Origin of the sequence: Mesorhizobium sp. M1142, assembly GCF_040318565.1 — a bacterium.
GTDB lineage: Bacteria > Pseudomonadota > Alphaproteobacteria > Rhizobiales > Rhizobiaceae > Mesorhizobium.
Genome location: NZ_JAMYMK010000006.1, coordinates 82,975 through 104,733 on the forward strand (window position 1 = coordinate 82,975; position 21,759 = coordinate 104,733).

Annotated in this window: 20 protein-coding genes and 4 pseudogenes; 18 read left to right on the forward strand and 6 right to left on the reverse strand. The window is 60.2% G+C overall.

What is annotated here, in order from left to right:
- Window positions 1-18: 18 nt before the first annotated feature.
- The 3 genes from NKH42_RS12230 (at window position 19) to NKH42_RS12240 (ending at window position 2,738) form a co-directional block, all read left to right on the forward strand.
- Window positions 19-456 (forward strand): Mov34/MPN/PAD-1 family protein, encoded by a 438-nt coding sequence (locus NKH42_RS12230; RefSeq protein ID WP_352579451.1) that lies wholly within the window; start codon window positions 19-21, stop codon window positions 454-456.
- A gap of 12 nt (window positions 457-468) precedes the next feature.
- The gene (locus NKH42_RS12235; protein WP_352579452.1) at window positions 469-1,560 is read left to right on the forward strand and encodes an SAVED domain-containing protein; all 1,092 of its coding nucleotides are present in this window, start codon (window positions 469-471) and stop codon (window positions 1,558-1,560) included.
- Window positions 1,561-1,832: 272 nt separating this feature from the next.
- Entirely contained in the window at window positions 1,833-2,738 is a 906-nt protein-coding gene (locus tag NKH42_RS12240) for a hypothetical protein (RefSeq protein ID WP_352974121.1), read from the forward strand.
- On the opposite strand, the gene NKH42_RS12245 is transcribed toward NKH42_RS12240, so the two are convergent.
- Window positions 2,698-3,690, reverse strand: a complete 993-nt coding sequence (locus tag NKH42_RS12245) for an AlbA family DNA-binding domain-containing protein (protein WP_352579454.1) — start codon at window positions 3,688-3,690, stop codon at window positions 2,698-2,700. The genes NKH42_RS12240 and NKH42_RS12245 overlap by 41 nt on opposite strands.
- Before the next feature lie 257 nt (window positions 3,691-3,947).
- On the opposite strand from NKH42_RS12245, the gene NKH42_RS12250 reads away from it, so the two are divergent.
- The 3 genes and pseudogenes from NKH42_RS12250 to NKH42_RS12260 form a co-directional block, all read left to right on the forward strand.
- The gene (locus NKH42_RS12250) at window positions 3,948-4,961 is read left to right on the forward strand and encodes a toll/interleukin-1 receptor domain-containing protein (RefSeq protein ID WP_352637628.1); all 1,014 of its coding nucleotides are present in this window, start codon (window positions 3,948-3,950) and stop codon (window positions 4,959-4,961) included.
- A gap of 254 nt (window positions 4,962-5,215) precedes the next feature.
- Window positions 5,216-6,745 carry a T6SS phospholipase effector Tle1-like catalytic domain-containing protein gene (locus tag NKH42_RS12255; RefSeq protein ID WP_352974123.1) on the forward strand — a complete coding sequence of 510 codons (1,530 nt, stop codon included), beginning with the start codon at window positions 5,216-5,218 and terminating at the stop codon, window positions 6,743-6,745.
- Window positions 6,746-6,759: 14 nt separating this feature from the next.
- Window positions 6,760-7,087: pseudogene (locus NKH42_RS12260) on the forward strand (ATP-binding protein); the annotation flags it as partial.
- A gap of 664 nt (window positions 7,088-7,751) precedes the next feature.
- Here NKH42_RS12260 and NKH42_RS12265 read toward each other — a convergent pair.
- From NKH42_RS12265 to NKH42_RS12280, 4 genes are all read right to left on the reverse strand, one after another.
- Entirely contained in the window at window positions 7,752-8,438 is a 687-nt protein-coding gene (locus tag NKH42_RS12265; RefSeq protein ID WP_352579457.1) for an XRE family transcriptional regulator, read from the reverse strand.
- 92 nt (window positions 8,439-8,530) lie between these two features.
- The gene (locus NKH42_RS12270; RefSeq protein ID WP_352974125.1) at window positions 8,531-9,670 is read right to left on the reverse strand and encodes an RHE_PE00001 family protein; all 1,140 of its coding nucleotides are present in this window, start codon (window positions 9,668-9,670) and stop codon (window positions 8,531-8,533) included.
- Between the two features lie 346 nt (window positions 9,671-10,016).
- On the reverse strand, window positions 10,017-10,709 hold the full coding sequence (gene scpB / locus NKH42_RS12275; RefSeq protein ID WP_352579699.1) for an SMC-Scp complex subunit ScpB: 693 nt from the start codon (window positions 10,707-10,709) through the stop codon (window positions 10,017-10,019).
- Window positions 10,710-10,711: 2 nt separating this feature from the next.
- Window positions 10,712-11,728 (reverse strand): DUF1403 family protein, encoded by a 1,017-nt coding sequence (locus tag NKH42_RS12280; protein WP_352974191.1) that lies wholly within the window; start codon window positions 11,726-11,728, stop codon window positions 10,712-10,714.
- A 168-nt stretch (window positions 11,729-11,896) separates the two neighbouring features.
- Between NKH42_RS12280 and NKH42_RS12285 the strand changes: the two genes are divergently transcribed.
- The 4 genes and pseudogenes from NKH42_RS12285 (at window position 11,897) to NKH42_RS12300 (ending at window position 15,194) form a co-directional block, all read left to right on the forward strand.
- Complete coding sequence (locus tag NKH42_RS12285) at window positions 11,897-12,154, forward strand: type II toxin-antitoxin system VapB family antitoxin (protein WP_352718352.1); 258 nt, start codon at window positions 11,897-11,899, stop codon at window positions 12,152-12,154.
- On the forward strand, window positions 12,154-12,540 hold the full coding sequence (locus tag NKH42_RS12290; RefSeq protein ID WP_352593656.1) for a type II toxin-antitoxin system VapC family toxin: 387 nt from the start codon (window positions 12,154-12,156) through the stop codon (window positions 12,538-12,540). The genes NKH42_RS12285 and NKH42_RS12290 overlap by 1 nt, the downstream gene beginning before the upstream one ends.
- A complete protein-coding gene (locus tag NKH42_RS12295) occupies window positions 12,537-13,670 on the forward strand; it encodes a site-specific integrase (protein ID WP_352974126.1) in 1,134 nt (377 codons plus the stop codon). Before NKH42_RS12290 ends, NKH42_RS12295 begins: the two co-directional genes overlap by 4 nt.
- 584 nt (window positions 13,671-14,254) lie before the next feature.
- Window positions 14,255-15,194: pseudogene (locus NKH42_RS12300) on the forward strand (IS5 family transposase).
- A gap of 203 nt (window positions 15,195-15,397) precedes the next feature.
- Here NKH42_RS12300 and NKH42_RS12305 read toward each other — a convergent pair.
- Complete coding sequence (locus tag NKH42_RS12305) at window positions 15,398-16,369, reverse strand: LysR substrate-binding domain-containing protein (protein WP_352457357.1); 972 nt, start codon at window positions 16,367-16,369, stop codon at window positions 15,398-15,400.
- Window positions 16,370-16,491: 122 nt separating this feature from the next.
- Between NKH42_RS12305 and NKH42_RS12310 the strand changes: the two genes are divergently transcribed.
- The 8 genes and pseudogenes from NKH42_RS12310 to NKH42_RS12345 all read left to right on the forward strand — a co-directional run bounded on the left by NKH42_RS12310 (window position 16,492) and on the right by NKH42_RS12345 (window position 21,644).
- Entirely contained in the window at window positions 16,492-16,959 is a 468-nt protein-coding gene (locus tag NKH42_RS12310) for an ATP-binding cassette domain-containing protein (RefSeq protein ID WP_352457358.1), read from the forward strand.
- On the forward strand, window positions 16,959-17,735 hold the full coding sequence (locus tag NKH42_RS12315; RefSeq protein WP_352974128.1) for an amidohydrolase family protein: 777 nt from the start codon (window positions 16,959-16,961) through the stop codon (window positions 17,733-17,735). Before NKH42_RS12310 ends, NKH42_RS12315 begins: the two co-directional genes overlap by 1 nt.
- Window positions 17,736-17,770: 35 nt before the next feature.
- On the forward strand, window positions 17,771-18,523 hold the full coding sequence (locus tag NKH42_RS12320) for an SDR family NAD(P)-dependent oxidoreductase (RefSeq protein ID WP_352453729.1): 753 nt from the start codon (window positions 17,771-17,773) through the stop codon (window positions 18,521-18,523).
- Window positions 18,524-18,542: 19 nt separating this feature from the next.
- Window positions 18,543-19,382, forward strand: a complete 840-nt coding sequence (locus NKH42_RS12325; RefSeq protein ID WP_352453734.1) for a transketolase — start codon at window positions 18,543-18,545, stop codon at window positions 19,380-19,382.
- Window positions 19,379-20,401: a transketolase family protein gene (locus tag NKH42_RS12330; protein WP_502895560.1), complete on the forward strand. Its 1,023-nt coding sequence runs from the start codon at window positions 19,379-19,381 to the stop codon at window positions 20,399-20,401. Before NKH42_RS12325 ends, NKH42_RS12330 begins: the two co-directional genes overlap by 4 nt.
- Window positions 20,402-20,507: 106 nt before the next feature.
- Window positions 20,508-20,794: pseudogene (locus NKH42_RS12335) on the forward strand (transposase); the annotation flags it as partial.
- Between the two features lie 71 nt (window positions 20,795-20,865).
- A pseudogene (locus tag NKH42_RS12340) lies at window positions 20,866-21,021 on the forward strand (ATP-binding protein); the annotation flags it as partial.
- A gap of 266 nt (window positions 21,022-21,287) precedes the next feature.
- Window positions 21,288-21,644, forward strand: coding sequence for a hypothetical protein (locus NKH42_RS12345; protein ID WP_352874789.1), 357 nt, complete (start codon window positions 21,288-21,290; stop codon window positions 21,642-21,644).
- The last annotated feature ends 115 nt before the right edge of the window (window positions 21,645-21,759 follow it).

Below are 21,759 nucleotides of genomic sequence, written 5' to 3' on the forward strand. Positions count from 1 at the left end.
CGGGTGGGAGTCCCCCGTGTGGTGCGCGATCGTGTGAGGCAGGCTCTTCGACGAGCCGGATCGCGCGAGATCGGCGGCATCCTCATGGGGCAGGAAATCGCGCGCGGCCATTTTGCGGTCGTTGACTTTTCTCTGGACGAGATTTCGGGAGAACGGGCTCACTTCGTTCGCGACGCCGACCATCACCGGCAGGCGTTGGAGAAGTTCTTCGATCGGACAGGTCACAACTATCAGACGTTCAATTATCTCGGCGAATGGCACTCACATCCGAGTTTTTCGACGCATCCGAGCGTCACCGATCTTCATTCGATGCAGGATTTGGTCGACGCAGAAAGGGATATCGAGTTCGCCGTGCTCCTGATCGTGAAAATTGGATTTTTCCGTCGCTTCGTTTCCTCCGCAAGCCTTCATCGGCGCGGTCAGGTGCCGGAGCCTGTCGAACTGACGACCAACTGAAGGGAGCCGCTCATGCGCTGGGATACAGTCGACTTTGTGATCCGATCTGCAGCAGGTTGGTTCTTTCGGGCTCGTAACGCGGAGAGTTGGATTTTCCGCGGCGCCGTCGCCGTGCTGATTGCGATTCATGGCGCAAATTGGGCCTTTAGTTATTCCGGCCCTATCTGGGGCACACCTGGCACCGTGGAGATTGGTACCGCCGGGACTATCCCGGATGGCATCCTCTGGGGCGTCACGATGGTTTGCGCTCTGCTGATGATCGGTTCGGCCGTCTGGGCGTGGAGGCGGTACTCGGACGAGCAAGAGCGCCTCTCGCGAAAGAAGGTCTTTGTTATCGAGGGCCGAGGATTGCGGGATGACGACGGTTCGCCATTGAAGGCGGCCGTTCCTGACAGCATCGTTGGCACTCGGATGGACTACCTTTTGGACGTGCGGCAACGGAAGGACGGACTCATTGTTGAGCCCGAGGACCTTCTCCAGCCAGTCGGCACGATGAAGACGTGGCTCCACCAGGCTCAGAAGGGAAATGATAGAAGCGATTTGACGACCGTCTATGGCGGACTGACTGCCGTGCCGCTCACCTTTTTGACTGGAGTGCTCCTGGATGACGAGGGCGATGTCGTAGTCATGGACTGGGATCGGACCGCGAGTCAGTGGCGCTTGCTCGATGGGTCGGACGATGGCTTGCGCTTCCAAATCACAGGGATCGAGGAAGCCGGAAGCGCCCGCGAGGTGGTGCTCGCCATCTCGGCTTCATACACGGTGAAGTCGGAGGATTTGGCTACCACATTCACGCACCCTGTAGTCCGCATGACGCTGCGGGATTCGCAGTCGTCGCACTGGTCTCAAGCTAGGCAATTGGCGCTTGCTGATCAGTTTCTCGGCATTTTGAAGCAGCTCGACGCGATGGGAGTCGATCGGATCCATCTCGTCCTCGCCGCCCAAAACAGTGTCGTGTTCAATCTCGCGCGGCGTTACGACAAAAGAAACCTGCCAAAACTCATCGTCTATCAGTACGAACGCGCGCAGGAACCACGATATCCGTGGGGAATTGAGATGCCGGTGGCCGGAGCACCCGCCGCCCGCGTCGTGCATCTAGCTTGAACTGGGACGCAATGTCACACGGGTTGACCAGCATGAAAGTCCGGCGGAGCTCATGGCCCGCGAGATGCAGAGCGCGTTACGGTGGTGCCAGCAGTGGAGGACTTGGACGAGCGCTCTCGGCTTGGGTTTGCCCCGGAATTTGAAGCGACACGAGATCGAGATGGTGATTCAACGAGTCATTGCCGTCAGCATTCAGCGCGTACTAAGAGTCAGACGATCCCCCCGTGGCGACTGAGTATTCCTTCTGACCTGAACTCTCTACCGGAGTAAGCATGTCGGACCAAGCTACTGACGGACCTGGCGAGCGACCGCATGTGCGAATTGATTTTGCTCGCTTGCGTCGACCTGCCGACCTAGGGGTTCGGAGAGCTTCGGTCTTTCTGGCGTTAGGCTCCAATGCCGCAAATCATATTCCTTCTTTGCCCCACCAGCTCGATGACCGCATGAGCTATCATTTTGTTCCCAGTGAAATTTCCGACGAGACGCGAAGGCAATTCAACGAGAGCTTCGAAGCTTGGATCATCGGCAACGCACTTCGCGATCTGGTAGATGCGTTCGCCATCTTTCTGAAGCACTGCTTTCCGATCCAGCACATGATGGCGACGCACAGCTACATTCCAACGGATTTGCGCGCGCTCGCCGCCGAAGTTGAGATGCTTAGCATCAGTGCTCAATACAGCCGTTTGCGGGAGCTTATCGGTCTCGATCAGCGGTATTGGGAGATGTTTGAGAGCTTTCGAAAAGCTCGCAATTGCCTTTCCCACCGAATGGGCCTCGTCTCACGGAAGGATGTAAACCCCGAAAACAATCGACTTCTGATCCGTTGGTCTTTTTTGGGCGTCTTCATGAGGCACCCCGATGGCACGGAACAACCGATAGATCACGAGGCCATTGAAGCCGGACGCGTTGCTACCGGCCCCGAGGCCGCGATGATCGTCATGCGTCTGACATGGAAGGAAAGAAGCTTTGCGGTCGGAACTAATATTCGCCTGACCCGTCATGAATTATCGGAAATCTGCTTTGCCGTTCACATGGCCACAGACCATGTCATTGCAAAGCTCAATGAGTTTTCGATTGCTCAGGGAATTGAAGCAGAACATCCGGTGGCTGATCCCGGAACGTTTCAGGGTGTGTCGATCACAATGAGAAGTAGTGCGGAGCCTTTTTGCACGCCATAAGTGCCATCTCCTGCGCAGGCATGAGTTGCCCCAAACCCAAAGGTGAAATCTCACCGGCAGAAAATTCCGTCGCCAACTGAAACTGAAACATAGTGCCTTTGAATCTTTCTTCGATGGCCTCAGTGATGTTGGAAATAGGTCCGCCCACCGGGAAAAACACCGGGAACCCTAGCGGTCGTGTCTGCCTCAAACCCCGCCCCGGCAAGATTGGTTGCCTGAGTTCGATACCACCTGAAGAATACGGAATCTGGAACTCGTGTTCATACTCGAACATGAGACGATGGCGGTCGAAGAAGCCATCGGTGGGGTGCTCCACGTTTCGCAACGAGATCGCCCATTCATGAGCTGCTATTCTCCCCACGTTCCTCACAACGAACGTCAAATTCACAATGAAGTAAATCCCGCCATTGAGCTCCTGCGCGGTATGGGTTTGGATGCCATGCATTCCCAACGTCAAAACCGGATGTGTCAGCCTTTGCCGCAGCAGATCCAGATAGAAGTGCTTGGCGGGGACCGACCGGCCACCTTGGCGATGATAGTACAGTTGGTCGCACGCGCTTTGATGCGGCGCAGCGGCGCTATCGCCAACGTCGATTACAATGATCTCTCTGCCGATTGGGATTTGCGACTGTTCACTACGAAGGACTGTGTGGACCCTGAAATCAGCCAAGGGGTAATCTAACAGGTGCGGAACCTTCTGCTCCAACCAGTCCCGAATTGTTGCCCTACCTTTCATCCCTGGAATGCCGTCGATGGTGCCGTCGTCCTTCACGCCGAGCACAAGGGATCCGCCTCCCGAGTTAGCGAACGCTGACAGCGCCTTGGCTATGGTCGTCAGCACCTTGTCTTCCACTTCATCAAACAGACGCCCGCCCTTGCGGTCAAAATCGTCTGACTCTTCTGGTGGCAAATCCAGAATGTCCTGTTCGGACCAACTCTCGCGTTTAACCAAAACATCATCCCTATCCTGACGCCTTAGGACGATCTCATCGACTCGCCTTAGCTGTCGAGCATGCCTCCGGGGAGGTCTTTGATTGAAAAATAACAGACCCACGTTCGGTCCAACTCGACGCTTCAATGCCCTTCCACAGCGCTACCACGCGATAATATATGAGATGATGAGCTTTGCGTAGGCTGTGTGAAAAGACTTTCACCAATATCGGATGACGTATTTTTGTGCGAAGGTGTCGAAGTTTAGGATCCATTCCGATGACACACTCGTTTATTTCTTACGTTCGCAATGATGAAGCGCTTGTCAACTACATTGCTAACATTCTCGAAAAGAACGCGGTGCCCTATTGGCGCGATAAGAATGACATTGCCCCCGGCTCTCGCTGGAAGGACTCCATTCGTCGTGCAATTGAGGGCGGCAGCTATTACGTCGCGATGTTCAGCAAAAATTGGCAGAACCGCGAAGTCACGTATGCAAATGAAGAGCTCGTCTTGGCAATCGACCAATTGCGATTGCGGCCCGCAAACAGAACCTGGTTCATCCCGGTCAAACTGGACGACTGCGAAATTCCGGATCGCAGCATCGGAGCTGGTGAGACACTTAGAGACCTGCAAATCATCGACTTCGCAAAAGACGGATGGAAGATAGGTCTCGGGAAATTCCTTCGCGCGCTTGGAGTAGCCAACCCTCTGCTGGAAATGGGGGAGCCCCTCGGCAACGGACTCCCGTCTAATGCCAAGCTCGGCTTCGGGCGCATTATTGTTGAAAGCACGGTGCCGCCGGCACCGATGATGGTTGGCTTGATGTTGAGCGTGACGGGTGGCTGGATCGCCCGAACCAAAGAAAATCACATGCTCGCATACATAAAGACCCAGGCCCCGAACGCGCATTTGCAGCAGTCGAATGAGAAGTTCGGGCTTGATACCTTTTTTGCGATCTCAAATGATGGGTTCGTCTCTAACGATCCTGGCAGTCCCAATACGTTCGGCTTCATGACCGAACATAAGTACCCTGCAAATAGCGCTTTTTGGGATATGGCGACGGGCAAGGAGGTCGCAATCCCATTTGCGATTACGACGCATCTGGAGTTCAACGCCTTCGGTATTTTGAACAAAACTGCTTTCGAAGGAACGTTCGAATCGAGCACAACGGTGAGCACGCCGTTCGCCCCGATTCAGATGACCATGGCGGGGAAGTTCGATATTTCGGTGGAGCCGATCTACGATCCTGATCCCACTATCGGTGTGTTTCGAGCGCCTTCCACGAGTTGATTCTCCTCTTCACTTGCAGGCAGGCAAATATTTCTGCTTCGCGTGGTTCTTCACGGCGAACGGCTGGCCAAGGCAGAAGATGCTCTCCGGTCAGTAAATTGAGGGGCGAGATCGCTTTTAGATCATTGACCTGACCTAGTGGCGGTGTTGTCAGCGGGCGATGCGCAGGCTTTCGGAAGCCTCGTATGGATGGTTGGCTATCCGAGTCTACACCTGCGGGTAGATACGTTCTCTTCTGGAAGGTATTTTTTGAGATGAGCAAGAACATTGTGGTGTTCTCCGACGGGACCGGCCAAGACGGCGGAGTCCGCGCGGAGCAGCGAATGAGCAATGTTTACAAGCTTTATCGGGCATCTCGTGTCGGTCCGGAAAGCCCCGTCAACTCAGCAGCCCAGGTTTCATTCTACGATCCAGGACTGGGCACGGAAACCACCGCGACCGGCATGACCGACATCGTTCGGCGGGTCCAAAAGCTGCTGGCGTCCGTTTCAGGCACCGGCATCACCACCAACATTGCCGATTGCTATGAGTTCATCATCAATCACTATCAAGCGGGAGATCGCATCTTCCTGTTTGGGTTCAGCAGAGGCGCCTACACCGTCAGAGCGGTTGCGAACCTTCTTATGCTTTGCGGCGTACCCAGCCGCGTGGGAGATGCCCCTTTGCCGCGGTTCAGAAAGGCGACGCGTGATATCGCAGAGGAAGCCGTGCGCACCGTGCTTGAGCATGGCGCTGGACATCTTCGGAAAGACTTTGAGGATGAACGGCTCGAACTCGCGCGCCGATTTCGTGAGAACTATGGCTCGCATCACGAGACCGGAGAAGTAAACCGCTCAAATACTGCGCCTCATTTCATCGGCGTGTTCGACACCGTGGCGGCATTGGGCGCAAAGGGATTGCGGCGCTCCATAATCCAGATCGGGCTATATGCCGGTGTGTTCGGTCTCGGTGCGGTGGCGGCGTTCGTGCCTGCATTGATCGTTGCGGCAATCGCCAGCTTCTGGGTTTCGTTCTGGGGAACCTTCGGGTCGATTGTAGTCGCCGGGGCGGCTCTAGGCATGGCAGTGCTCCATCAAAGGCAGCGCGGGTCCGTGCGCAAAACCATCCGGGACTTCCCCAACCCGGGTGACGTTCACAGCCATATCGCCGAGTGGAAGGGGGACAACTTCGACCGCCTTCTCAGCCGGTTCGTCAACTTCGCGCGATCGGCAAATGCCATTGACGAAACGCGCGAGGATTTCGCGAGAGTCGGCTGGGGACCGACCGTAGCTGCGCCCACTACGATTGATGGTCATGAGGTCCTGAAACAGTTGTGGTTTGCCGGGAATCACTCGGACATTGGCGGAAGCTATCCCGAGGCTGAATCGCGTTTGTCCGACATAGCGCTGCTTTGGATGATCGAAGAAGCGACCGCCATCCCGGATGGACTTGTTGTCGGCCCCGTCGTGGTCAAAGGCGAGAGATTCGAACGATCTATGGAAACCGGTGCGGCGCTGCACCTCTTTCCTTCCGCCGACGGTCTCCAGCATTGTGAGGTGGCGGGTATGCAAGATATGATTGCGAGCCGGACCCCTACCTGGCTGTCATTGTTGAGCGCCAAACTGGGCTACAAGGTCAAACTCCGGGACATCAATCCGGAAGCTGTAGTCCATCCTACTGTCGACGCCCGCTTTGAGTTCGCCGACGTCCCGCAGTGCGCCGGGTTCGGACCTTACCGACCTCAGGCTCTACGCAACCACAAGAAGTTTGCCCATTTTTACCTCGAAGAAGCCACGCCTATCTAACATCGGCAATTTCCGTCGATCTCGTCAACCGGCTCGAGACCGAGCACCGAGGCGGCAAGCAGGGCCGTATCGCCGATTACCTCACCCAGCTCGACTTCGTCGTGCTCGATGAACTCGGCTATCTTCCGTTCGCGCAAGCCGGCGGGCAATTGCTCTTCGACCTGATCAGCAGGCTTCTATGAACGGACCTCGATCATCGCCACCACCATTCTGGCCTTCGGAGAATGGCCCGCCGCCTTCGGCGACGCCAAGATGACCACGGCATCGCTCGACCGGCTCACCCACCACTGCGAGATCATCGACACCGGAAACGAATCCTGGCGCTGCAAGAACCGCGCCTGATCACCCCACCAAGCTAATTCGCGCTCGCCGGGCTGCGCAACCCCGACCAACTCCGCCCGGCAAACTCTGACCGCAGCGCATTACAAGGGGTCCCTTTTGCGCGGCGATCCATTGCCGATGCCGCTGCTACGGCATTTTGGTGCGGGATCTCGGAGAGGTGGCTCATCGATCCGTACCTGATGAGGTCTCTCTCTATGAGATCGAGCTAGTTCAGGATCTGGGCAAGGAACAGTTTGCTTCAGTGACCACCGGCGTGCCAGGTTCTGGCGCTTGCCCGAACGACATCGGTCGGCACGCCCATCCGAACGGCATTATCGCCTCTGAGGTCGACCAGGCGTAGGTCTGTCGTGGTCGCGATCTCCGCATAGCGCCGTCGGGTCAGCTGCACCTCCTCTATTGGAAGATCGTCAAGAATTCCTTCGCGGCGGTCGCGGAGCACGGTCTCTAGGAAGCACACCTTCAGGGAGTCACCGAGGTAAAGAGGCCAAACCGGCTGGCGTCAAGACGGCGTCGAGGATCGCTGAACCGGCTCGGCGACTTCCCGTACCCCAATGGATCAGGATAGGTTGCTCCAGTGGATCCGACCGAACGTCCGACCCCGCGGTATGGTCTCGATTTCGAGCTTTGCGCGCGCGAAATCGGGTGGAGGTGGAACGCCGGGCATTCAGTCGAAATCACCCCTGGCCATGCCTTCCGCCGCGGCCAAAACCGAGGCGTCATCGCCTTGCTGAAGGGCTCGAAGGCCCGTCCGCCCATCAAGGACGCCATGGCGCGACACCAAAAACCGATAGACGGCCCAGGCACTGTTGCCCAACATGGCATGCAGCGCCGGCAATGCGCCGAAGGGACGACCGTCCTTGTCGAGTTGCCAGACAGGAAAGCGGAAACCGCGTTTGGCGCCATCGATCCCGAGCACCTGTCCGCTTTGCCGCCTGGCGTTGACCGTCACGCGCGACGTGCCGAGCAGCTTGGCAAAGGCATCCGCGCTCAGCATGTCCTCGCCGGCGACAATTTCGGCGACACGCTTGCGGCCACGCGCGCGCGCTCCGGCAAGAGCCGCCTCGAGATCCGCATCGGGCATGCCCGTGTCCTCGACGGGAAAGCTATCGCCTGAAGCGATCGGTTGCTCTTCGACCGGCGTGATCGTCTGCGCATCAGCCGCCGGATCGACCTCTACCCGGAACGATACGCGGTGGCCGATCTTGCGGCTGCGTGCGATCGCTTCCTGATAGCGTTCGAGCAATACCTTCTTGAAGTCTGCCTGTGCCGGCAGCTTTGTGGTGAAGCTCAGGGCCGCGACTCCCGCAGGGGACGCGGCGCCGCTATGATTACTGGGTTTTGGAGCGGCCATGATGACAACCTCTTGCTGTCACCAATATGGTTCCAGAGCGCAAGTTCGTCAAGTTCGATAATTTGGTAAAGTTAGTAGCGAATGGCTGGGGACTAAACAATTCCCCAGGCGCGAAACCTCCCCCTGCCCGTCATCTCGCGCAGACCAAGCTCGCCGACCAGGTTGAGCGCTCCCTGTTTTGTCACCTTTAGCCTGTCCTGGATCATGCCAGCCGAGACGAGTGGCCGCGACAGCACCAGCTCGACCAGATCGCCCAATTTCGAGCTCGAGCGCCGTTGTTTGAGCCGCCGCTCCATCTGGCTTTTCGCCAGCACGAGACGGTCATGCTCCTTCAGGCCAGCCACTGCTGCATCGTGAATGGCATCGAGAGAGGCCAACAGCCGATCGCTGCGATTGCGCGCCCGCCGCCGCTCGCGCGGAATGTTTTTGGCGCCGAGATGCAGGCTGGCGAGATGGTGGGCGGCAAGACCCTCCTGCCGCAACAGCGCGGCAACCAGCAGCGACCCGAGCCAGGCGCCATGCTGCAGCACCTCGATGTCCTGCCAGCGTCGAGAAGCAACGCCGCGCGCAGGATCCGGCAGATCGCGCGTCCTGGCGACAACGTCCTGCCATTCGGCGGGGCGTTCTTCTTCATTCCAGTCGAGATCGTAGATCAGGTCGTTTTGCGGCTCCGGCCGGTCACGTCGTGACGTTTCCTCCTTTCGATCAGGCCAATCTGCGCCGCTGAGGAGCCTTGATGAGCGTGCCAGGACGGCATCGATCTCGGCAAATTCTTCGGCCAGCAGGTCGGCCTCAGCGTCATCCCGACCATCGGCTTCAACGGGGTCGGCGCCTTCCCCGTCCCGGCTTTTTTGGCCCGCCGCCGCCGACATGGCGCCGCCGCGGCCGGCCAGCGCCAAAAAACCATCGCGGCTGAGCGCCCAGTCCGGCTTCTGCGAAAAAATCCGACGGCGGGTTCGCAGCACCGCATGCGCCCGGGTGAGCTCGTGGGTCGGTGTCCGAATGTCCATGTGGGCGTCGTGCAGGACAAGGTCCTCGGGGTGGACGAGCTCGCCCTCGAGCCAAAGTGCTGCGGCCGCGTCGGCAAAATGTTGGCGCTCGACAAAGCCGTCGCGGACGGGAGAGCGGGCCAAGCGCTCGTCGAGCCTCGCCAAAGCCGCGGTCGCGCGGGAAAACGGCCCTATCAGGGTGTTCAGGGACAAATCGCTGATGTCGTAAGCCATTGTTTCCATGATGCCTGATTCGTATTGGTCAAGCTATCTCGATGTTAGGTTTACTTGCAGGCGATTTTCTTCAGGAGCAAAATAACTATCGATAATGGCCTCTTATCGATACTGTCATTATTTAAAATATTGGAAGTTGATTACATTCTTATTATTAATCGAGATATAAGACCAGTTTAGAGGCGGCTCGCCTCTCAGAGGCGACGTTTCCAGCGGCGACCGCAGATCGAGATATTGGCGGGTTGATGCCGGGGCTTTGTCCGAAATCTGTGGTCCGATTTCGGACGAAGTGACGGTCAAGATGTCCGAAATATGGTACGAATTTCGGACAAGCTTCACACACAAAGCGCCGCGGCTATTCGTCGAGTTCGACTCCGACGGGCTCTGGGCCGACGGCAAAGCCAGGGATGATGTCCCCCGCCAGCAGCTTTTCCTTCGACAGCAGTCCGGCGTCCTCAAGCGCCTCGAAATCCGGCAGGTCGCGCAGCGTGTCGAGACCGAACTCCAGCAGGAATTCTTTGGTCGTGACGTAGGTGTAGGGCGCGCCGGGCGTCGGGCTGCGCGGACCGGAAGCGATCAGGCCGGCACCGCGCAGATGACCAATAAAATCGCGACTGATCTCCTTGCCGAAGAAGGAAGATAGCTCGGCGCGGGTGATCGGCTGGAACAGCGCCACACACATCAGCACCAGCACTTCAGATTGTGTCAGATCCACGGCTCGCTCGTTTTCGCCGACCGCGGCACGGATGGCATCGGCATAGGCCGGCCGCGTCAGATGCTTCCAGCCGCCGGCGACGGCGACCAGGTCGTAGGGCCGGCCGCCCAGTTCCTCGCGAATGTCGTCGATCAAAAGATCGATGCTGCAGCTCTTGCCGACGATCCGTGCCAGCGTCTCGCGGCCAACCGGCTCGCTCGCTGCAAAAATGGTTGCCTCGACACGGTGCATCCATTCGCGCCAGCGCGCCTCCGGCGGCAGATGGTCGAGTTCGCGGTCGAACAGACCATCCTCGCCCGTCCGCCCTCGCCGTCTGCGCGTCGTCTCGACCATCGTTACAGCCCGTAGATGCGGAAGGTCGGGCGTCCGGACAGTTCGCGCACGGCGCCGAGTTCGACCAGACGATCGAACAGGCGGTGAAGCCCACGGTCGCTCATGCCTGCGATGTTTGCCGAAGCAACGATCGCATCGTCGGACAGCAGTTTTTCGACGACAATGTCCGCCGCCTTGGCCCTGAGTTTTGGCGCATCGGCAAGCAGCCGGTCCGCGCGTCGCCCGAGTTCGGCGTGAAGATCAATTGCGCGCAACGCAGCGCGTGCCTGCGCGGCAAGCAGACCTTTCGCATGCTCAGGGTCTGTCTCAATGCTTGTCGCCACCGAGCCGGCTGCCGATCGACGCGGGCGGGCGCTTGTGCCCAAGGCCGCATCGGCGCCCAGCAGCGGCACCGCATGCGCCCAACCCAGCCGTTGCGCCAGCAGGGCGTCGGCGAGCCAGACGCCAAGGGCGCGCGCAAAGCCGTGGCGTTCGGCGATCGCGATGGCGCCGGTCGTCATTCCCACCGTCCCGTCCCTGGCGGCGAGTTGCCGAAGATCGTCCGTCAGATCGCGGACCGCCTCGTCGTCGCGGGCATAGCCGAACTCTGCCAGCACCGCGACAAGGCTTTTCTCCCCCAGCAGCTCCTCTGCGGGCCGGGCGGCCACCCGGCGCCAGGCGAGGAGCAAAAGACCGGCGGGCCCGACATTGTCGCCGGGTCGTGTGAGCAGCACGGCATCGCGCAATGCCGCTTCATCCTCAACGCGGCCGGCCTGCTTCGCCGTTACCGCGGCAGCCGTTAGCGCCAGGCGCTGCCGCCAGGCACCGGCCCACCGCCCTTGGCGGCGAACCACCGCGTCAAGCGCGCCGATGGCAGCGCCCGCTGTGAGCGCGACGTCCTCAACATCTTTGCTCGCAAGGCTTTGTGCATCCAGGATGGCCCGGCGCAGCCAAGTCGGCACTGTTGCCAGCGGCGCGATCGAAGGGGCACCGGCAAGCGTGCCATGGTGGCGCGGAGAGGGTTTGGGACGCAGAATCATCGAAAGCACGATGAATCATGGCGGCGCTTTTGGCAATCAAAATAGGCAGAAAGCGCTGCGCCTGTCTTGCTATGACAACGAACGATAATGTTGCCTTATCATTCATTGTTTACGAGGCTGGGGGACCATGGTAGAATACGCCTGAAAGGTAGACTTTTGGAGTCTTTCGTGTCCCTGAATATCAAAAATCCGGCCACCGTGGCTCTCGCCGATGAACTCGCGCGCCGCCAGGGTATCAGCAAGACGGCAGCCATTCACCAGGCCCTGAGCGAGCGGCTGCATCGCTTGGGCTTTGGAGAGACCGCTCAGGAGCGTCTGCTGGCAGAATTGCGCGCCATCCGAGAAAGAGTGGCACGATTGCCTGAACTGGACAATCGCAGCGACGAGGAGATCATCGGGTACGACGAGCATGGAATCCCGAACTGATGGTGATCGATACCTCAGCCGTTGTAGCGATCCTTCGGAGCGAGCCTGAGGCAGCAAGGCTGGAACGAGCGCTGGTCTTGGACCCAATCCGTCTGGTCCCGGCAACCTGCGTGCTCGAGGCACGCATGGTGCTGGTCAGCAGGCGCGGCGAACACGCATTGGCCGAGATCGATCTTTGGCTGCGCAAAATCGAGGCCGACATCATTCCTGTCGACTCCGAATTGGTTGACCTAGCGACCCAGGGTTGGCTGACCTACGGCAAGGGCCACCACCCGGCGGCGCTGAATTTTGCCGATTGCCTCTCCTATGCTTTGGCAAAGCGTGCGGACGAACCGCTGCTTTTCGTCGGCAACGACTTCTCTCAAACGGATATCGAAGCGGCATGAGCATGACTGACGACGCTCCAAGATCATCGGCTGCTTCCGGCGATGACGACATGCCCGACATCATCGACGTCGTCATGCAGATGGACGATGCCGACCTAGCCTCGTCCCCTCCCCTTCCAGCCATCGCCAATCCCAGCCTGCCTGCGCATCTTGAGGCGCTCGCCGGCCGCGCGCGCGATTATATCGAGGCGGCGAGTTCGGCCAACACGCGCCGCGCCTACGCAGCCGACTGGAAGCATTTTTCGAGCTGGTGCCGGCGCCAAGGCATCGAGATGTTCCCGCCCGATCCTGAGGTCGTCGGGCTCTATATCGCCGCCTGCGCGTCAGGTACGGCCACTGGCGACAAAAAGCCCAACACCGTTTCAACCATCGAGCGCCGGCTTTCGTCGCTCTCCTGGAATTTTGCCCAGCGCGGCCAGCCGCTGGACCGCAAGGACCGGCATATCGCCACGGTGATGGCTGGCGTTCGCAACACCCACGCCTCCCCTCCCCGGCAGAAGGAAGCGATCCTGCCCGAGGATCTGATCGCCATGCTCGAGACCCTCGACCGCGGCACGCTGCGTGGTCTGCGCGACCGCGCCATGCTGCTTCTGGGTTTTGCCGGTGGGCTGCGGCGCTCGGAAATCGTCGGGCTCGACATTGGTCGCGACCAGACCGAGGATTCTTCTGGCTGGATTGAGTTTTTTCCTGACAAGGGCGTGCTGGTGACCCTGCGCGGCAAAACCGGTTGGCGCGAGGTCGAGGTCGGCCGCGGCTCCTCCGACGTCACCTGCCCGGTGGTCGCGCTGCAAACCTGGCTGAAGCTGGCGCGGATCGGCCATGGCCCTTTGTTCCGAAGGGTAATAGGGCAAGGCAAAAGAGTCGGCGCCGATCGGCTTAACGACCAGGAAGTTGCGCGGCTGGTCAAGCGCACGGCGCTCGCAGCCGGCGTGCGTGGCGATCTGTCGGAGGGCGAACGCGGTCAAAAGTTTGCTGGCCATTCGCTGCGCGCCGGCCTCGCCTCGTCGGCCGAGGTCGACGAGCGCTATGTGCAAAAGCAGCTCGGTCACGCCTCGGCCGAGATGACGCGAAAGTATCAGCGCCGGCGCGATCGTTTCCGCGTCAATCTCACCAAGGCGTCCGGGCTCTGAAAAGCCCCCCTCCCTGCCCCGTTTTGTCCGCTGGGATGAGGCGGTCAGATCTCAGGCGATAACAATACCTCATCGAGCACAGCGAGCGCTGTATCCACACTATCGGCGGCCGACGCTTCGTAGTCAGGCATGATCATCAACTGCGTTATGGCACGGCCCACAAGAGGGCATCGCGATAAAAGTACGCCAAACAACGCTAAGGGAGAACAAACGGTGATCTGATTTCGTTCGACGCTCGTTTTCGAGAGCCGTTCTGGGTCGTTCGCAATCAACTGTGTAGGCCAGCGGAGCGAGCAAGGAGCGCCAGATCCGGACAGGGCTGAGTGGGGTGTTTTTCCGGAAGGTGGGGCCATGCCCTAAGGGACACGAGATGTAGTGGACTCGTCGATCCGCGCGGTTTCGATTCGCGCACCCCGGGCACAACGCTGGGATAAGTCCCATCAGATGCTCTCCGGTGGCCGTCATCTGTTTAGCTGACATTGGGCCGAGGGCTTCCAGCACGAGCCACATGGCGGGGGTATCGGCCGTGACCATGGTGCGCCGCCCCTGTCGTCAATGCCAGCCGCCGTCACCGAGTCGCGAAGATGAAATTCAAGGTGACAAACTGGCCGGAATACGAGGCGGGCCTTCGGCGGCGCGGCAGTCTGACGCTGTGGTTGACAGAAGAAGCCTTGGCCAGGTGGCATGCGCCGCGAAGAACGACCCGCGGCGGCCAGCCCCGCTATTCCGATCTCGCCATCGAGGCGGTCTTGACACTGGGATGCGTCTTCGGGCTTCGTCTGCGCCAGAGCGAGGGATTGGCGACCTCGCTGCTCGATCTGATGGGGCTTGATCTACCGGTTCCCGATCACACGACGCTAAGCCGCCGGGCGCAGATATGGGAACCATCGGCCAAGCGGCAGCGGCATCCCGAGGACGGTCCGCTGCATGTGCTGATCGATAGCACCGGATTTGAAAGTCTACGGCGCCGGCCAATGGCTGGAAGACAAGCACGGTGCCAGATCACGCCGGACCTGGCGCAAGCTGCATTTGGTTCTCAATGCCGACAGCGGCGAGATCATCGCCCATTGTCTGACCGACCAGGACGGCGACGATCCCTCGCAGGTGAAGCCGCTGCTCGACCGGATCGATGCAGAGATCGACCAATTCACGGCCGACGGAGCATATGATGGCGGTCCCACCTACTGCGCGGTGCTGCAACACAGCGTCACCGCAAGGATAGTCATCCCGCCACGTTCAACGGCCGTGGAGAGTGATGACACCGGACCACCCGGTCAAAGGGACGGTCACATCACGGCGATCGCCAATGATGGAAGGCTGAATTGGCAGGCGTCCACCGGCTATGGCAAGCGCGCCCTGATCGAGACCGCCGTCGGGCGCTACAAGGGGCTGATCGGACGTCGCCTGCGAGCCCGCTCCTTTTCGGCTCAGCAGACCGAGGTCGCCATCGGCTGCGCCGTTCTCAACCGCATGACGGCGTGCGCACGCCCGGAGTCCGTTCGCAGCCCGGCAAGGCCGACATAGCAGGCGGCATCAAAGAGCTGATTGTGCCTAATGCCACATTTGTGCACCAACGCCTTGTGGCGCGGGCAGCCGCAGGCACAGGCTACGCGGAAAATGAAAAGCGGGGCCAACCCATTCGCTTGCACACAGCCTGCGTTTTGCCAGCTCCTCAACCGCAACGTGCTGTCAATCTTCGTCTTGCCATGTCTTGAACGCCGAACTGTTCACGCCATTGGCGCCGCTTTGTCATCCCGTGCCCCGAAATGAGGCCGTCGTTCGAACGATATGCGCAGTTGCTTATCCGCCAGAAACCGGCGAGCCAGATCGGTGTCGCGCTTACCCACGCGTGACACCCAGTCCGAAAACAGGCGAACCGCGCGCCGGTTCATATGCCGCGAAGGACAGACCAGCCAGTATCCCGGAAACTCGATGACCTCGAACTCTATCGAGACCGGAACCAGAGAACCCGACACCAGGTCCTCGAATGCGATGGATGTGCTTTCCAGGACCACACCTGCACCGTCCTTCGCCAGTTGAACCGACATTGACGAACGGTCGAAACGATAGGGATACGTCATGCGGGCGCCCTGGATACCGTTGCACGGCAGCCAATAATCCCACCGGAAATAGGCCTTCACACTGTCGATCAACCGCGCATGGCGAAGCTGCTCGCGCGGATCCGGTGAGATCGCGCGCAGTTCGGCAAGATAGGAAGGCGAGCACATCGGCAGGATCAGATCGTTGACGACGCAATCCGAATAAAGGCCGGCCCAGCCGCCGTCGCCATAACGAAGATCGAGATCGATGACCTCCGTTTCGAAATCCGAGAAATTGGGCGTGGCGTCGACGCGCAAATTCCAGCTCGGATAGCCCTTGCTGAACTCGGCCAACCGCGGCGCCAGCCATTTCTCGCCGAAGGAAGGACTGACGCGCAGGCTAAGCTGGAAGCTTTCGCGCTGCCGCACAATGGCATTACGCACCTCGCGTATGGATTCGAAAGCCTGGGTCGTGGTCTGGAAGAGCCGCTCACCGTCGATCGTGAGCGAGAGATGGCGCTTTTCGCGCTGAAAAAGCCGCACCCCGAGTTGGTGTTCGAGCAGCCGCAGCTGCTGGCTAACCGCCGAAGGTGTCACCTGCAATTCCTGAGCGGCCTTTGCCACGCCGCCGAGCCGCGCGACTGCCTCGAAATGCGTCATCGAATTGAACTTGATGTCTGACCTCGTCCTCGTCAGTTAAGCTCAGCTACACAGAATGTTAAGAAACGAAAATTGAGCCGAATGTCAATCGGTCGCACAGTGGTCCCGGAAGGAGATACAGGATGGAGCCGAGTTCAACCCAAAGCTTGGGTAGCGCCGGCAACGTGCCGGGAGTTGGACAGGTATTGACCAGGAAGCCCCTGATCGAAGCTGCCAATATCGAGAAGAGTTATGACGCAACCCGTGTCCTGCGGGGTGTGAGTTTTCAGGTCCGGGCCGACGAAATCCACGCGCTCCTGGGCGGCAACGGCGCCGGCAAAAGCACTCTCATCCGCATCGTCACAGGGCTGACCTCACGCGAAGCCGGCGAGATTGGCTTCGCCTCGTCGAAGGCCGACCACAACAGCCCGATCATCGCGGTGGTGCATCAGGAGCTGGCGCTGTTGCCCGAGCTGTCCGGTCGCGGAAAACATCGGCATTGTGCATGCGAGGTCGGGCTGGTGGCAGATCAGCCGTCGCCGCACGCGCGAAACTGCGCTCGGAGCGCTCCAGCTGATCGACCCAGCGATCGGCGAAGCGATCATCGATAATGCCGGCACGCAAATTGTCCCTCCACGAAGGCCAGATCGTCCAGATCGCTCGTGCCCTTTCCACCGGAGCCGAAGTGCTGCTTCTCGATCCCGGCGATCCGGTTGGGGAAACGCGCTGGCTGCAGGAGATCGCCAACAAGCGAGGCTTTCCGCATGGCATCGTCGGCTATGCCGACCTGTCCCAACCCGACGTCGGCGACCTCCTCGACCGCCACATGGAATATCCGAACTTCCGCGGCATGCGGCAGCCGATGAATTATCATCCCGACCCCGCCAAGACCTATCTGGCGCGGCCGGAGGTCAGTCGTACGCCCGAATGGCGGCGCGGCTTCCGGGAGCTGGCGAAGCGCGGGCTGAGCTTCGACCCGCAGCTCTACTATCCGCAGATGAGCGAGTTCCTCGAACTGGCGCGCGACTTTCCCGACGTGCAGATCATTCTCAATCACACCGGCATGCAGGTCGAGGGCGCCGAGCATTTTGGCGCCTGGAAAAAAGGCATGCACCAGTTAGCGCAAGCGCCGAACGTCGCCTGGATCTCGGGCCTCGGCATGGGCGACTGGACTTGGACCACGTTCTCGATCCGTCCTTATGTCGAGGAGGCGATCGCAGCCTTCGGCGTCGGCCGCTCGATGTTCGCGACGAACTTCCCCGTCGACAAGCTGTTCTCGAGCTTCGACGCCATTTTGAACGCCTTCAAGGAAATTACGATCGCCCACCCGCACGAGGAGCGGCTCGCGCTGTTCCATGACAACGCCGCCCGGTTCTACCGACTTTAGATCACCGGCAAACAGAAATAGCAGGAGAGTTCGACTTGTTGCTGAAGGGCAAGGCCGTGGTGATTTCGGGGGCCGCGGGCCCCCGGGGAATTGGCCGCTCCACGGCAGCGCTGATGGTACAGCACGGGGCTCGCGTTGCAATACTCGACCTCGATGACGGGCAAGCGCGTGACGCCGCTGCGTCGCTTGGACCCGACCATATCGGCCTTGCGTGCAACGTCGCGGACCTCGACGCCTGCAAGAGGGCGGCGGCGCAAGTGACAGAAACCTTGGGCAGGATCGATGTGCTCTGCAACAATGCGGGCGTCACGCAGCCGGTCAAGACGCTGGAGATCAGCGCGGCTGACTGGGACCGCATCCTCGATGTCAACCTACGCGGCGTGCTCCATCTCAGCCAGGCATTCATCCCGAACATGCGCGAAAATGGCGGCGGCTCGATCATCTGCATGTCGTCAGTTTCGGCCCAGCGCGGCGGCGGCATCTTCGGTGGCCCGCACTATTCGGCTGCCAAGGCGGGTGTTCTGGGGCTTGCCAAGGCCATGGCGCGCGAATTCGGTCCCGAAGGCATCCGCGTCAACTGCATCACACCGGGCCTGATCCAGACCGACATCACCGGCGGCAAACTGACCAACGCCATGCGCGCCGACATCATCAAGGGAATCCCGCTCAGCCGGCTGGGCGAGGCGCGCGACGTAGCCGGCGCCTATCTCTTCCTGGCTTCCGATCTGGCCAGCTACATCACCGGCGCCGTGATCGATGTCAACGGTGGGATGCTAATCCATGGCTGAGTGGACAACGGAGCTTGAGATGCCTCGCGCTGGCAGCAATGTCAGCCTGGCCGAACGAGCCTATCGTATCCGCCGACACGCCGTGCGGATGGGTCAAGTCCAGGGCCAAGGTTATGTCGGACAGGCGCTGGGTGTCGCCGACGTGCTTGCCGTCGCCTATTTCCATGCGCTTCGTTACCGGCCGGAGGACACGTTGTGGGAGGGACGCGACCGCTTCCTGCTGTCGATCGGACACTATGCGATCGCGCTCTACGCGGCTCTGATCGAAGCGGGCGTGCTGCCGGAGGAAGAGCTCGAAACCTATGGCAGCGATGAAAGCCGTATGCCGATGTCCGGCATGGCGCCATACACGCCCGGCATGGAGATCACCGGCGGCTCGCTCGGTCACGGCCTTGGCATTGCCGTTGGCATGTGCATGGGGCTGACGCGCAAGCGAAGCGACAGTTTCGTCTACAATCTTTTGTCCGACGGCGAGCTCGGTGAGGGCTCGACCTGGGAAGCCGCGATGTCGGCCGCCCACCACAAGCTCGACAATCTCATTGCCATTGTCGACTTCAACAATCAGCAGGCCGATGGTCCGTCGACGGCCATGCTCTCCTCCGAACCGGTGACCGACAAGTTCGAGGCGTTCGGCTGGCATGCGCAGCGCGTCGACGGCAACGACATCGAGGCGGTCCGCAAGGCCTTCGACATGGCGCGCGGCCTGAAGGAACCTCGTCCGCGTGTGATCGTTTGCGATACGCGCATGGCCAAGGGTGTGCCATTCCTGGAAACCCGCGACATCACGCATTTCATCCGCGTCGAACCGCACGAATGGACGTTAGCGCTCGAAGCTTTGGAAAAGGGACGTCCGCGTTGAGGTTGTCAAAGTTCGCGCCGCGCCACGCCGCCAATGCCGGTGAGCGCAAGACCACATCGGCGATGATCGCGTCGATCGCGCCCGATGGCGTACCGACACGCAATGCGCCGTTCGGGCACACACTGGCCAGACTGGCGCACCAGCGGCCCGGGATAGTTGGCCTGACGGCGGACCTCGCGAAATACACCGATCTCCATGTCTTCGCACAGGAGCATCCGGACCGCTTCTATCAGATGGGCATGGCGGAGCAGGTGCTGATGAGCGCCGCCGCCGGCTTGGCGCGGGAGGGTTTTACGCCCTTCGCCACCACCTACGCCGTCTTCGCATCGCGACGTGCCTACGATTTCATCTGCATGGCGATCGCCGAGGAGAAACTCAATGTGAAGATCGTCTGCGCCTTACCGGGGCTGACGACCGGCTACGGCCCCAGCCACCAGGCGACGGAGGACATCGCGATCTTCCGCGGGATGCCGAACCTGACGATCATCGACCCTTGCGACGCGCTCGACATCGAACAGGCCACGGAGGCGATCGCGGACTACAACGGGCCGGTCTACATGCGGCTTTCGCGCGGTAAGGTTCCTGTCGTGCTCGACGAAGACGACTATACATTTGAAATCGGCAAGGCGCGAATGCTGCGCGAGGGCGCGGACGTATTGTTCATTTCCAGCGGCCTGATGACCATGCGCGCGCTGGAGGCCGCGAAGGCGCTTGAAGCCGACAGGATCGGCTGCGCCGTTCTGCACGTTCCGACGATCAAACCTCTGGATACGGAGGCGATACTCGCTGCCGCGCGCCGTTCGGGACGGCTGGTGGTGGCGGCGGAGAACCACACCATCATTGGTGGCCTTGGCGAAGGCGTTGCCGCGCTGCTGATGCGCGAGAGAGTGACCCCAGTCTTTCGCCAGATCGCCCTGCCCGACGAGTTCCTCGACGCTGGCGCGCTGCCGACGCTTCACGATCGCTACGGGATCTCAACTTCCGAGCTCGTGCGCCGCGTCCGCATTTGGAGCGAATGAGAAGTAAGAGCTCTCCCCACACAACAGTTGAGTCATCGACCTTGACCTTGCCCCTCTTATCTAATCCGGTTTGAAGTTCGTTCTGGCCCATCGAGAGGACCAGGACATGAAACGTAGCCGCTTCTCTGAAGAGCAGATCATCGGAATTTTGAAGGAACACGAGGCCGGGGTATCGGTTGCCGATCTGTGCCGCAAGCACGGGGTCAGCGACGCCTCGATCTACAATTGGAAGGCCCGCTTCGGCGGGATGGATATCTCCGAGGCTCGGCGACTGAAGGCGCTGGAGGACGAGAACACGCGCCTGAAGCGGCTTCTGGCCGACGCCATGCTCGACAATGCCGCGTTGAAGGATCTTGTGGGAAAGAAATGGTGACGCCCGCGGCCAAGCGGAAACCTTTCCAGCGACCAGATCGATCAACTTCAACGCCGACTGCAACGGACCAGGCGATCAAGGAAAGGTGCATCATGAAGCATTCGCGGAGCCGACAATAGCCGACGCCATTCTCGACCGGATCATCCACAACGCCCATCGCATCACCCTCGAAGGCGACAGCATGAGAAAGCAAAAAACACCGCCGCCCTTGACCGGCGCCGAAAACGGCGAAATCAATCGCAAATGACTTCAACCAGGCAACCGAGCGCCGACTCCATCCTGCTGTCCGCGAATTAGTGAAACTGCTGTCCGCGATTTAGCGGAACGACTGTCCCGTTTTTGCGAAATACGCACGTCCGACGCAGCTTGCGTTGACAGAGGCGGTTTTACGCGCAGTTGCAATAGCACTTCCGCCGGCCTATTTTTGTGGAGTTCAATTGTGCTTCGGCCAAGGGCGCTTTGGGCGCCGGACCGGCCCCGTGTAAACCTCATTAAAGAGAGACGAACCCTGCCATGGAAGAATTCTTATCGCGCATCGCCACTGGTGCCGGCATCGGCCCGGCTCTCGCAGAGAAGGCCGTTGGGTTAATGCTGGGTTTCCTGCAACGCCACGCGGCCGACGGTCCCGTTGCGCGCATGATCGCGGCCATTCCCGGAGCTTCGGAATTAGTGGCGAAGTATAATGGCAACGACCCAGAGGGCGGAGGCGGCCTCATGGGGCTCGGCCAGCAATTGATGAGTGAGGGTCTCAGCATTCTAAAGATCGCCGCCATCGCCAACGAGACGATCGCCTTCGCCAAGGAACATGCCGGCGACGAACTCGTGGACGAGGTCCTCAATTCCGTTCCTGGCCTTCCCCAGTTCGTCTGATCAGCGGCAGCCGGGGCGCATGACCTCGTGCGCCCGTGCCCGCCCGTCTGCGCAGGTAGGCATTCTCCGCCGAGCGCTCCGTACCGATCTCGCCAGACCACCAACCGCCGGGCAC

Coding starts and splice junctions, on each gene's coding strand:
- NKH42_RS12235 (WP_352579452.1), top strand. CDS start 469: ATGCGCTGGGATACAGTCGACTTTGTGATCCGATCTGCAGCAGGTTGG.
- NKH42_RS12240 (WP_352974121.1), top strand. CDS start 1,833: ATGTCGGACCAAGCTACTGACGGACCTGGCGAGCGACCGCATGTGCGA.
- NKH42_RS12250 (WP_352637628.1), top strand. CDS start 3,948: ATGACACACTCGTTTATTTCTTACGTTCGCAATGATGAAGCGCTTGTC.
- NKH42_RS12255 (WP_352974123.1), top strand. CDS start 5,216: ATGAGCAAGAACATTGTGGTGTTCTCCGACGGGACCGGCCAAGACGGC.
- NKH42_RS12265 (WP_352579457.1), bottom strand. CDS start 8,438: ATGGCCGCTCCAAAACCCAGTAATCATAGCGGCGCCGCGTCCCCTGCG.
- NKH42_RS12270 (WP_352974125.1), bottom strand. CDS start 9,670: ATGGAAACAATGGCTTACGACATCAGCGATTTGTCCCTGAACACCCTG.
- scpB (WP_352579699.1), bottom strand. CDS start 10,709: ATGGTCGAGACGACGCGCAGACGGCGAGGGCGGACGGGCGAGGATGGT.
- NKH42_RS12280 (WP_352974191.1), bottom strand. CDS start 11,728: ATGATTCTGCGTCCCAAACCCTCTCCGCGCCACCATGGCACGCTTGCC.
- NKH42_RS12290 (WP_352593656.1), top strand. CDS start 12,154: ATGGTGATCGATACCTCAGCCGTTGTAGCGATCCTTCGGAGCGAGCCT.
- NKH42_RS12295 (WP_352974126.1), top strand. CDS start 12,537: ATGAGCATGACTGACGACGCTCCAAGATCATCGGCTGCTTCCGGCGAT.
- NKH42_RS12305 (WP_352457357.1), bottom strand. CDS start 16,369: ATGACGCATTTCGAGGCAGTCGCGCGGCTCGGCGGCGTGGCAAAGGCC.
- NKH42_RS12310 (WP_352457358.1), top strand. CDS start 16,492: ATGGAGCCGAGTTCAACCCAAAGCTTGGGTAGCGCCGGCAACGTGCCG.
- NKH42_RS12315 (WP_352974128.1), top strand. CDS start 16,959: ATGCCGGCACGCAAATTGTCCCTCCACGAAGGCCAGATCGTCCAGATC.
- NKH42_RS12325 (WP_352453734.1), top strand. CDS start 18,543: ATGCCTCGCGCTGGCAGCAATGTCAGCCTGGCCGAACGAGCCTATCGT.
- NKH42_RS12345 (WP_352874789.1), top strand. CDS start 21,288: ATGGAAGAATTCTTATCGCGCATCGCCACTGGTGCCGGCATCGGCCCG.